Source organism: Chitinimonas taiwanensis DSM 18899, assembly GCF_900119825.1.
In the GTDB taxonomy this organism is placed as follows: Bacteria; Pseudomonadota; Gammaproteobacteria; order Burkholderiales; family Chitinimonadaceae; genus Chitinimonas; species Chitinimonas taiwanensis.
Map to the genome: position 1 here is coordinate 284,079 of NZ_FPKR01000002.1, position 11,651 is coordinate 295,729.

Sequence of the window (11,651 nt, forward strand, 5' to 3'; positions counted from 1 at the left end):
CTGGCCAGCATGGGCAAAGATTAAGCCCAGCCAGCGACCCGGCGCGCCTGCGCCGGGTCGCAACAGCATGCTGTCCCATCGCCTGATCGCTGCCGGAGAATGTCATGCCGCACAATCTGTACAACACGCTCACCCCGCTTACCCTGCCCTCGGGCCGCAGCCTGCACTACTACAGCCTGCCTGCACTGGAAGCGGCCGGCATTGGCCCGGTCAGCCGACTGCCGGTGTCGATACGGCTGGTTCTCGAATCGGTGCTGCGCAACTGCGATGGCAAGAAAGTGGCCGAGGCTCATGTGCGCCAGCTGGCCAACTGGGCGCCGAATGCCGCGCGCGTGGACGAAATCCCCTTCGTGGTAGCGCGCGTGGTGCTGCAGGACTTCACTGGCGTGCCGCTGCTGGCAGACCTCGCCGCCATGCGCAATGTGGCGGCCAAGCTCGGCAAGGACCCGAAGACCATCGAGCCCTTGGTGCCGGTGGATCTGGTGGTCGACCACTCGGTGATGATTGACCACTACGGCACGGCGGATGCGCTGCGCCTGAATATGGAGCTGGAATTCCAGCGCAACCGCGAGCGCTACCAGTTCATGAAATGGGGCATGCAGGCCTTCGATACCTTCAAGGTGGTGCCGCCCGGCATCGGCATCGTCCACCAGGTCAATCTCGAGTACCTGTTCCGTGGCGTGCAGATTCGCGAGGGCATCGCCTTCCCCGACACCCTGGTCGGCACCGACAGCCATACCACCATGATCAATGGCGTGGGCGTGGTGGGCTGGGGCGTAGGCGGCATCGAAGCCGAGGCCGGCATGCTCGGCCAGCCGGTCTACTTCCTCACCCCCGATGTGGTGGGCGTGGAACTGGTAGGCGCGCTGCGCGAAGGCATTACCGCTACCGACTTGGTGCTGACCGTAACCGAGCTGTTGCGGCGGGAAAAGGTGGTGGGCAAGTTCGTGGAATTCTTCGGCCCCGGTGCCGCCAGCCTCAGCGTGGTGGACCGCGCCACCATCGGCAATATGGCGCCCGAATACGGTGCCACCATGGGCTTCTTCCCGGTGGACGACAAGACCGTGGCCTATCTGCGCGGCACCGGCCGTAGCGAGGCCGAGGTGGAAGCCTTCGAAGCCTACTTCCAGGCCCAGGGCCTGTTCGGTATGCCCAAGGCCGGCGACATTGCCTACAGCAAGACCCTGCAGCTGGACCTCGCCAGCATCGTGCCCAGCCTGGCCGGGCCCAAGCGCCCGCAAGACCGCATCGCCCTGCCCGATATGGCCAGCACCTTCAACAGCCTGTTCAGCCTGCCGATCAGCGAAAACGGCTTCGGCAAGCCAGCCGAGGCGTTGAGCCAGCGCGTGAGCACCCAGGCGAATGGCGCCGCAGCCAGCCAGGCACTGCGCCAGAGTGAACCAGCGCGCAATATGGTGGAAATGGTCGATAAACCCACGGCGGCCAGCAGCGCAATGCCCGGCGATGTGGGCCATGGCGATGTGCTGATCGCGGCAATTACCAGCTGCACCAATACCTCCAACCCCGGCGTACTGCTGGCGGCGGGTCTCTTGGCCAAGAAGGCGGTCGAACGCGGCCTACGTGTGCACCCGCGCATCAAGACCAGCTTTGGCCCAGGCTCGCGCGTGGTGAGCGAATACCTGCGCGAAACCGGCTTGCAGCCTTATCTGGACCAATTGGGCTTCAATGTGGCCGCCTATGGCTGCACCACCTGCATCGGCAATGCCGGCGACCTGACGGCCGAGCTGAACGAGGCGATTACCAGCCATGACCTGATCGTGGCGGCGGTGCTGAGTGGCAACCGCAATTTCGAGGCGCGCATCCACCCGAATATCAAGGCCAACTTCCTGGCCAGCCCACCGCTGGTGGTGGCCTTTGCCCTGGCCGGGCGCGCCAATATCAATTTGGAAGCCGAGCCGCTTGGCCACGGCAGCGATGGCCAGCCGGTGTTCCTGCGCGAGATCTGGCCAAGCTCGGACGAGATCGCCCAGCTCATGCACCATGCGATGAACCCGGCGGTGTTCCGCCGTCTGTATGGCGACTTCACCCGCGACCATGATCTGTGGAATGCGATTCCCGCCCCCACTGGTCAGGTCTACGACTGGCCAGCCTCCACCTATATCGCCCAGCCGCCCTTCTTTGCCGACTTCGCCATGCAGCCGGCCGCCGTGGCCGAAATCCGCGCCGCGCGCGCTTTGTTGATCTTGGGTGATTCGGTGACCACCGACCATATTTCGCCGGCCGGCTCCTTCAAGGACAGCACGCCAGCTGGCCGCTATCTGCTGGAGCGCGGTGTACAGAAAAGCGACTTCAATAGCTATGGCAGCCGGCGCGGCAACCACGACATCATGATTCGCGGCACCTTCGCCAATGTGCGGGTGAAAAACCTGATGCTGCCACCGAAGGCCGACGGCAGCCGCGTGGAAGGCGGCTATACCCTGCTGGATGGCCAGCAGACCAGCGTATACGAGGCCGCCCAGGCCTATATCGCGCGTGGTACGCCCACCATGGTGTTTGCCGGCGAGGAATACGGCACCGGCTCCAGCCGCGACTGGGCCGCCAAGGGCACACAGTTGCTGGGCGTGAAAGCCGTGGTGGCGCGCAGCTTCGAACGCATCCACCGCGCCAATCTGGTCGGCATGGGGGTGCTGCCGCTGCAGTTCAAGGGTGAGGACAGCCACGAAAAGCTGGGCCTGCGCGGCGATGAAAGCTTCGACATCCTGGGCGTGGACGCCCAGCTACGCCCTCAACAGGACCTGACCCTGCGCATCCGCCGCCCCGACGGCAGCCAGTCCGAAGTCACCCTGCTCTGCCGGATCGACACCCCAATCGAAGTCGACTACTACCAGCACGGCGGCATCCTGCCCTTTGTGCTGCGCGAGCTGATGGCCAAGGCCTGAGGCAAGCACCATGACCAAGACAATGCCCGCCAAGGGGCGGGCATTGCTGTCACGCGCAGGCGCAAAACCTCCTGCAAACGCAAACGGATGCCATAAAATCTCGCGCGAGTCACGCTTATCGTGATGCAGAGTGATGCGCCTGATCCACCTCAGATACGCTTGCCCGGTGCGAATGCTGCAATGCTTAAGCCGCAAACGCTCGCGCGCCAGGACAAGCAAACGCGAAGACGCTGCCGGCGCCGCATCGGGTGCTAGAAAAGTGTTATCGGTCATGTCAACATCTTCAGCGATACGTACTTGAAAACAAATCAATGACTTAGTAGCGAATCGGAGTGTGCAACACCTCTCGCCTAGTATTTCTATTACCCTAATTAGGGTCGAATTAACGTAAGAAGAGACACAACCATGCTTAGGCTTCTACTTGTTGCAGTTGCTCTCCTTTCTTCACTTTTTGTTTTTGCCGATGGAATATCAGATTTGGATATTGCCACTTACTCACTGACAAGAAAGGACGGACAACCCAGCGGTAGGCAGATACGTTTGTCCAGACCTGATGGCAAATGGGTCCTAGAAGGGAAGAATGACTCTTCGTCTCAGTGGAAGAACATCAGCTGTGTTAGTGGTTGTAACTATAGGGCATCCGCAATTTCGGAGCAGGAGGCATACCTAGCCTCTTTCCCAAACGGCATGCAAAAGCAGTTTACTATTGCGTGCATTCAGAATATGGCTAATGCCTTCAGTAGGCTTACAAAGAAGAATGATGCTTCAAAAGATGGCTATGCACTTACCGCTTGAGTCACCGGGACACCTGTGCCGATGTCTTTATTGCGACTTAGTAGGACGTATCCTTCTAATCCTGCAGCCAACACAGACACCGCGCGATAAAGCCGCGCAGCGCCTGGTACACCCTAATTAGCCATGTCTAGCCTAACTACTGCTCTTTTTGTACTTTTAACGATCACCTCCTGGAAGATAGCGCTTGCGATCGGAACCGTTGTAGTTTGCTTCATCGTTTTACCGCTCAGGCGCTCCCCTAGACTCCCAAGCAAGGCTGACGCTCATAATCTCGCCATTGAGACAGCCGATCTTCTCGAAAGCGGTATGTGGATTGCAGACAGTCATGCCTACTATTGCGGCATGGGTTTAGCGCACATAGACGGAATATTCATATATGACGCCGTACATGATGGTGATATATGCGGCCCCGGCAATTGCTACCACGGCAACCCCGAACGAAAAGAGTTCACAGACAAAGGTGAATTTGTTATCTGGCTAGAAGGCCAACTCATGTCACGTCCACTGCATGAGACGACTGACATTTGCTTTACGCGAGTTAGTCGATTTGTAGCGTCATTCCACAGATCTGAATGTGCTCGCCACAGCTAACTCTGCAGCCAAATAGACCAAGACATTCTGGCTTGTGGGGCGTTATACGCCGCTTAGTTCTAAGTTAGGCGCCACATGGATACATATCCCAATACGCCACGGGCTGAAAGCCAATAGCAAATCTATCGCTACCTAACACCCATGAAGCCAGACAGCACGACAAGGCAATATGCTTCGCGGGTAATGTGCCCTATTTCAGCAGTGCACTCATAGCACGCTGTTGATTGCCTGCCACCCAAACATTGGTCAAATTACCAAAGTGCAAACACAGGATCATCAAGCCTCACCCAGCAAGTAGATGCTGCAATCCGAGCCACATCCCTACCCCATTTGCGGCATGCGCCAAGCATACTGAATATGCTAAAAGCCTTGCTCACTTGATCAAGTCCGAGTGACGTGTCAAAAGCGCAAACATTTCAGCATGGACATAGGCACATTACTCAATGGACAAGATGATTCCTCTACTCATATAGCCCAGCACCCTCCGCGAAGTAGTGCTTATCATTCTGCACTTGCACATCCAGGTAATTATGGAGCATCAACCAGATGATCTGCAACGCACCGAGGTGGATTGTAATCGGCCAATCATAGCCATGCACCTACATCACGAGTAACCGTTGAAGGGGACTACAACTTGAGAAATTCATATGACCAAGCATTCACGCCGACAAAAATCCCAAACCTCCCTATTTAACTTAAGCCCGCAACTGACGTGAAAATCAAGCCAAACACTACGATTAATTTATTTCTTGCACTTTCTCTATTCGGCTGCTCACAGCAACCAGATAAGGAGATGGACGCCTGCCTGGATAATATGCAGGCAAAATGCAAGGTTGCCACAGCAGACGAGTGCAAAATACCAGCCGATCGACAGAGTACGGAGTTTCACAGCTGCCAAGCTTATATCAAGTGTGAGATTGATTCGGTAAGAGCCTGCTCCGGCTTAGACTAAGCAGTACCTTAATCATTCACCTACTCACACCACATACCAAAGCCAATACTCACCCTAAACGCTGCACACTACGTGCACACTCATCTATTACCTACAGCGAAAACGAGCCATGAAGACATTGAGCATAATCAAATACACCTTCACCCTGGCAGGTGCAGCACTACTGATCGGTGCAGTATTAACATTCAATAGTACCTCATCCTTTTTAGACCGTGCCGTTCCCACCAAAGGCATCGTCATTGACCTGCTTGCATCAAGCTATAATAACTCCACAACTTACAAACCGGTTGTGCAATTTCAAACTCAGAGCGGCGAAAAAATTCAATTCTCGACATCGTCTAGCAGCAATCCACCTCGCTTTGACATCGATGAAGAAGTGGACATTCTTTACATCCCCAGCGAACCGCGCAAAGCGGAAATCAATAGCACATTCTCCCTTTGGGGTGGAACCATCATTCTTGGAATCCTCGGCGGCGCTTTCTCGCTAGTTGGTGGCTGCTTGTTTATGATTCCGGCACTAAAAAGCCAAAGCAACACCAAGCTAAAGGAAAATGGAAAACAAATTGAATCCGACCTCAATGGTATTGAAATCAACACCAATTATTCGATCAACAATAGAAATCCGTACGTGATCATTACTCAATGGAAGAATCCCCTCACCTCGGAAATTCACGTATTCAAAAGCAATAATATATGGTTTGACCCAACAGATCATATCGACAGAGAAAAAATCACCGTTTTTATCAACAAAGATAATCCAAAAAAATATCTCGTCGACATCTCATTTCTACCCAAACTAGCCAATTAATTGCCCACCATCGCGACTGAAGTATTATAATTGTCGCAGCCCCACCAATTTTACAACCAAACACGCCATACACTTGAACTCAACATGAAAGACAAAAGCATCAACCCCCCTACAACACCTATAAGCATCTTTGCAATCAGCAAGCCTCACTATCAGCAATAGTATCTGTAAAAATAATAAAAAGAGGGCCAGGGTTTTACAGTGCATTAATTTCTCCATTGACAAACCAAACAGCCCCCTACCACATAGGAATAACCGATCGACTTAGAAAGTTTTCATATCGATGCCATACAGCAATGTATTTAACATGCAGCACCATGACCACTCACCCAAAGCAAGGATTACATTAAATAACCGAAAAATTATTCGGAGCAGAAATGCGATATTACAAGCGAAATTTTGACGATGGCATTACGCATGTTTGGATACTGAAAATCGATATTCAAGAAAGCAACATCCGCGAGACTCCCTTAGGTATCACGCAAGTGAAGGAACTGGCTAGCGGCCTTATTCCGCCTAGCGCCGCAATCGAAGGGAAAGTAGTTCTATGGCTTCATGATGCCACGGATACATTCGGCATCTGGTTTAACGGGAGCGGACTTGCTTTCCCCGCAAGCACATTGCTTTACCTCGAGATGCAACATGAATGCACGTTCCGCAATGATCCGCTAGGTGAAAGCCTTCGTCTGCGTCAGATCACCACGATAGATTGCTCAGGATGGGTATTTTTAGGGCAATGCTTTCCAACCCATAGAAGAAAGAACTTAGCCTTGAATAGCTCTGCTTTGCGGGATGAATTGTTGCAATTGAATAAATCTCCATTATTTCAAGATAGATTTGGAGAAACAGTCAAATTCGTCCACTACGCAGAACCCTATTAAGCGACTTTCGTTGGTAAGTGCAAACTCGGCCGCTAAAGTAGCGCCAAGCTGCCTCAACTTGCCCGCCCGCTGTACGCCGGGCTGTCATCGCGTTGTAAACTCGCCGCCAACCGGCGTGATCCGCCGGGCTTATACCAAATACAGGGAGCGCGGCGATGCGCGTAGTACGTTTGACGGCAGGCCTGTTAGGCCTGCTGCTGTCTTTGCCCGGCTGGGCAGCCAATAGTGCGTATTTCCGTTTTCCGGCCATCAGCCAACAGGACCTGGTGTTCACCGCCGAGGGCGATTTATGGACCGTGCCGCTGGCGGGCGGGGCGGCGCGGCGGCTGACCAGCCATGCGGCCGAGGAGACCCGCCCTGCCCTGTCGCCCGATGGCCAATGGGTGGCGTTTTCGGCCAATTACGAAGGCAGCACCGAAGTGTATGTAATGCCCCTGGCCGGCGGCTTGCCTAAGCGCATCAGCTTTGAAAACAGCCGTGCGCTGGCGCTGGGTTGGACGGCGCAGGGCGAGGTGCTGTACAGCGCGCAGCACGATCAGGGGCCGTCTTCGCTGCGCATCGTGGCGGCCGTGAACCCGGCCAATCTGGCGCGGCGCGTCTTTCCGCTCGCCGATGCTAACGACGCCGTAGTGGATGCGCGCGGCGAGTATCTGTACTTCGTGCGCTTTGGCCTCGCTAGCACCGGCGACAATGCGCGTGCCTATCGCGGCGGGGCCTTGTCGCAGCTATGGCGCTTCAAGCTCGCCGGCCAGGCGGAAGCCGAGCGCATCGGCCCGCAGGATGCCAATCTGCGCCGGCCCATGTGGTGGCAGGGGCGCCTGGTGGTGATTGCCGACATGAACGGGCGCGACAATCTCTGGAGCCTGGCGGCCGATGGCAGCGATGCGCGTGCGCTGACCCAGTACCGCGATTTCGATGTACGCAGCGCCCAGCTCGCGCATGGGCGCATCAGCTATCAGCTGGGGGCCGACCTGCATGTGCTGGACCTGGCCAGTGGTCAGGACAGTACGCCGCCGATTTCCCTGCTGTCCGATTTCGACCAGCAGCGCAGCCGCTGGCTGGATAAGCCGCTGCAATACCTGAACCATATGCAGCTCTCGCCCGATGGCGAGCGGGTAGCGCTGACCGCGCGCGGCCAGGTGGCACTGGCCGGTACCGGTGCGCTGCGCCGGGTGGAGCTGGGCGCCCCAGCGGGCAGCCGGCTCTGGCAAGCCGTGCCCAGCCCGGATGGCAAATGGGTGTATGCCATTGGCGATGCGAGCGGTGAACAGGAAATCTGGCGCCTGCCGGCCGATGGCAGCCCGGCGGCAGAGCAACTGACCCGTGATGGTCAGGTGCACCGCCTCGATCTGGCCCTGTCGCCGGACGGCAAGTGGCTGGCCCATACCGATAAGCGTGCGCGCCTGTGGCTGCTGGAACTGGCCACGCGCAAAAACCAGCTGATCGACGACGCCGGTACACAAGGCATTGAGGAATTCCAGAGCCTGCGCTGGGCGCCGGATAGCCAGAGTCTGGCCATCGTGCGTAGTAATAGCGCGCGCAGTCGCGCCCAGCTCGGTCTGTTTGCCCTGGCCAGCAAGCAGCTGCACTGGCTGAGCAGCGATAAATATGAATCGGGCTCGCCCGCCTTCAGCCCGGATGGACGCTGGCTGTATTTTCTGTCTGAGCGCAGCTTCAATGCGGTCAACCGCCACCCCTGGGGCGACCGCAACCTTGGCCCCTATTTCGACAAGCGCAGCAAGATTTATGCACTGGCGCTGCAGGCCGATAACCGTTTCCCTTTCCAGGCCAAGGATGAGTTGAGCGCGGCCAAGAAGGCGCCCGAGAGCAGCGAGAAGGACGAGGAAAAAGACGAAGACAAGGCCGATAAGGCCAAGACCAGCAAGGCGCCCAAGCTGCCCGCCATCGTCTGGAACGGGCTGGCAGAGCGCTTATTCGAGGTGCCATTGGCCGCGGGCAATTACAGCGAGCTCAATGTCGATGCCAAGCGCCTGTATTGGCTGGAGCGCGACGAGGGTAGCCTGACGCTGAAGACCCTGTCCATCGACAATAACAGCCCGAAGGCAGAGACCTTTGTGGCCGAGCTGAGCAGCTATGCACTGTCGCAAGACCGCAAGAAGCTGCTCTACCGCAAGGGCAATGAGCTCTACATCGTGCCGGCCGCCGCCAAGGCGCCCAGCGAGCTGGCCAAGCATGCGGTGCGCCTGGGTGATTGGCGCCTGCTGGTCGAACCGCGCCAGGAATGGACGCAGATGTTTGCCGATGCCTGGCGCACTCATCGCGACTTCCTGTTCGACCGTGCCATGCGTGGCGTGGACTGGCCGGCCATGCGTGGCAAGTACGCGCCCTTGGTAGCCAGGGTTAGCGACCGCGCCGAGCTGGATGATCTGCTCGCGCAGATGATCGGCGAGCTTGGCGCGCTGCATTCGCAGATCATCCCAGGCGACATGCGCAGCGCCGATGACACGGTGGCCACGGCCGGGCTGGGCGCACAGCTCGAGCGCAGCGAGCAGGGCTGGCTGGTCAAGCATATCTACCGCAGCGAGGCCGAGCTGCCCAGCGAGCGCTCGCCGCTGCAGGCACCGGGTGTGGACGTGCGGGAAGGCGACCTGATCACCGCCATCAATGGCCGCCCTACAGCGGCGCTGCGCGATCTGTCCGACCTCTTGCGCAATCAGGCCGGGCAACAGCTCTTGCTGAATCTGCTGCGTGGCAAGCAGGCCTTGCAGCAAGTGGTGGTGCCGGTGAGTGCGCGCCAGCATGCCGCACTGCGCTACACCGACTGGGAGCGCAGCCGGCTCGAGCGCGTGGCGCAGGCCAGCGCTGGGCGCATCGGCTATCTGCATCTGCGCGCTATGGGCAGCAGCGATATCGCCAGCTTCGCGCGCGAGTTCTATGCCCAGTATGACCGCGACGGGCTGATCATTGATGTGCGGCGCAATAATGGCGGCAATATCGATAGCTGGATCATCGAGAAGCTGCTGCGCCGCGTGTGGGCCTTCTGGGCGCCGCCGGGCGCTACGCCCTATGGCAATATGCAGCAGAGCTTCCGTGGCCACCTGGTGGTGCTGACCGATGCGCTCACCTATTCCGATGGCGAAACCTTTGCCGCCGGCGTGAAGGCGCTGAAACTCGGGCCGCTGATCGGCACGCGCACCGCCGGCGCGGGCGTTTGGCTGTCGGACAGCTTCCGCCTCGCCGATGGCGGCAAGCCACGCGTGGCGGAAAACGCCCAGTTCGGTCTGGATGGGCAGTGGTTGATTGAAGGCCGCGGCGTGGTGCCCGATATCGAGGTGGAGAATCCGCCCCATGCCACCTTCCGCGGTGAAGACCTGCAGTTGGAGACTGCACTGCGCTATCTGAACGATAAACTCAGTCAGTCTGCGCCAGCACCGCTGCAGGCGCGGCCGATCCCCGCCTTGAATCTGCCTAAGGAATAAGCATGGATACCCTGTGCCGCTGCGGCTGGGCCAACCCGAAGAACCCGCGTTACCTCGCCTACCACGACGAGGAATGGGGCGTGCCCAGCCACGATGAGACGCGTTTGTTCGAGATGCTCAATCTGGAAGGCGCCCAGGCCGGCCTGTCGTGGGAAACCATCCTGAACAAGCGCGACAGCTATCGCGAGGCTTTCGATGGCTGGGATGTGGAGCGAATTGCCCGTTACGATGCAACCAAGGTGGCCGAGCTACTGGCCAACCCCGGCATCGTGCGCAATCGGCTCAAGGTAGCCGCGACCATCGCCAATGCCCAGGCCTATCTGCGCCTGCGCGAGGCAGGCCAGACGCTGGATGGCTATCTATGGGCCCATGTCGACGGCCGGCCGATTCAGAACACTATCGAGGACTACCGGCAGGCACCGGCCAAGACTGCGCTGTCCGACCAGATTTCCAAGGAGCTGAGCCGGCGTGGCTTCAAATTCGTCGGTTCCACCATCATCTATGCCTATCTGCAGGCCAGCGGCCTGGTCAACGACCATGCGCTGAACTGCTTCCGCTACCAACAAGTGAAGGACCTCGCCGCATGAGCAATGCGCTGGAAGTAATCGAACTGGAAACCAAGCCACAGCCCGAATGGGCGGTGATCTGGATGCATGGCCTGGGGGCCGATGGCAGTGACTTTGTACCGGTGGTACCCGAGCTGGGCCTCGCGGATGCGCCCGGCGTGCGCTTCATCTTCCCGCATGCCGAGACCATGCCGGTAACCTGCAATAACGGCTATGTGATGCGTGCCTGGTACGACATCCTGGAACTGAGCGCGATTGGCCGGCGCGTGGATGAGGCCGGCATACGCAAGAGCCGCGAGGCGATCCGCGCCCTGATTGCCAAGGAAAACGCGCGCGGCATTCCGAGCGAGCGCATCTTCCTGGCCGGCTTCTCGCAAGGCGGTGCCATGGTGTACAGCGTGGGCCTGACCCATCCGGACAAGCTGGCCGGCCTGATCGCCCTGTCCACCTATATCCCGTCCGCCAGCCTGATCGAGGCCGAAGCCACGCCCGCCAATGCCGCCACGCCGCTGTTTGCCGCCCATGGCGCGCAAGACCCCATCGTGCCGCATGCACTGGGCGAGGCCGCGCGCGACAAGGTGCAGGGGGGGCGCGCGGTGAGCTGGCATAGCTACCGCATGCCGCACTCGGTCTGCCTGGAGGAGATCGAGGCCATCGGCCAGTGGCTGAAACAGCAAATGGGCGTCTAAGCCCAGGTAAATAAAAAGCCGACCTCGCT

General features: G+C 58.3%; 6 protein-coding genes. All 6 read left to right on the forward strand.

What is annotated here, in order from left to right; translation table 11 throughout:
- Positions 1–104: 104 nt before the first annotated feature.
- The 6 genes from acnA to BT173_RS03225 all read left to right on the forward strand — a co-directional run bounded on the left by acnA (position 105) and on the right by BT173_RS03225 (position 11,622).
- On the forward strand, positions 105–2,900 hold the full coding sequence (gene acnA / locus BT173_RS03205; protein WP_072427177.1) for an aconitate hydratase AcnA: 2,796 nt from the start codon (positions 105–107) through the stop codon (positions 2,898–2,900).
- Positions 2,901–5,347: 2,447 nt separating this feature from the next.
- Positions 5,348–6,046 (forward strand): DUF3592 domain-containing protein, encoded by a 699-nt coding sequence (locus BT173_RS03210; protein WP_072427178.1) that lies wholly within the window; start codon positions 5,348–5,350, stop codon positions 6,044–6,046.
- Positions 6,047–6,423: 377 nt separating this feature from the next.
- Positions 6,424–6,927: a hypothetical protein gene (locus tag BT173_RS19185; protein WP_139256024.1), complete on the forward strand. Its 504-nt coding sequence runs from the start codon at positions 6,424–6,426 to the stop codon at positions 6,925–6,927.
- A 155-nt stretch (positions 6,928–7,082) separates the two neighbouring features.
- Positions 7,083–10,367: a S41 family peptidase gene (locus BT173_RS03215; protein ID WP_072427179.1), complete on the forward strand. Its 3,285-nt coding sequence runs from the start codon at positions 7,083–7,085 to the stop codon at positions 10,365–10,367.
- Positions 10,368–10,369: 2 nt separating this feature from the next.
- Positions 10,370–10,954 carry a DNA-3-methyladenine glycosylase I gene (locus tag BT173_RS03220; RefSeq protein WP_072427180.1) on the forward strand — a complete coding sequence of 195 codons (585 nt, stop codon included), beginning with the start codon at positions 10,370–10,372 and terminating at the stop codon, positions 10,952–10,954.
- Positions 10,951–11,622, forward strand: coding sequence for an alpha/beta hydrolase (locus BT173_RS03225; protein WP_072427181.1), 672 nt, complete (start codon positions 10,951–10,953; stop codon positions 11,620–11,622). The genes BT173_RS03220 and BT173_RS03225 overlap by 4 nt, the downstream gene beginning before the upstream one ends.
- The last annotated feature ends 29 nt before the right edge of the window (positions 11,623–11,651 follow it).

What these genes read in the sequence shown, in the direction of transcription:
- BT173_RS03220 (WP_072427180.1), top strand. Translation starts at nt 10,370, where the DNA reads ATGGATACCCTGTGCCGCTGCGGCTGGGCCAACCCGAAGAACCCGCGT.
- BT173_RS03210 (WP_072427178.1), top strand. Translation starts at nt 5,348, where the DNA reads ATGAAGACATTGAGCATAATCAAATACACCTTCACCCTGGCAGGTGCA.
- BT173_RS03225 (WP_072427181.1), top strand. Translation starts at nt 10,951, where the DNA reads ATGAGCAATGCGCTGGAAGTAATCGAACTGGAAACCAAGCCACAGCCC.
- BT173_RS19185 (WP_139256024.1), top strand. Translation starts at nt 6,424, where the DNA reads ATGCGATATTACAAGCGAAATTTTGACGATGGCATTACGCATGTTTGG.
- acnA (WP_072427177.1), top strand. Translation starts at nt 105, where the DNA reads ATGCCGCACAATCTGTACAACACGCTCACCCCGCTTACCCTGCCCTCG.
- BT173_RS03215 (WP_072427179.1), top strand. Translation starts at nt 7,083, where the DNA reads ATGCGCGTAGTACGTTTGACGGCAGGCCTGTTAGGCCTGCTGCTGTCT.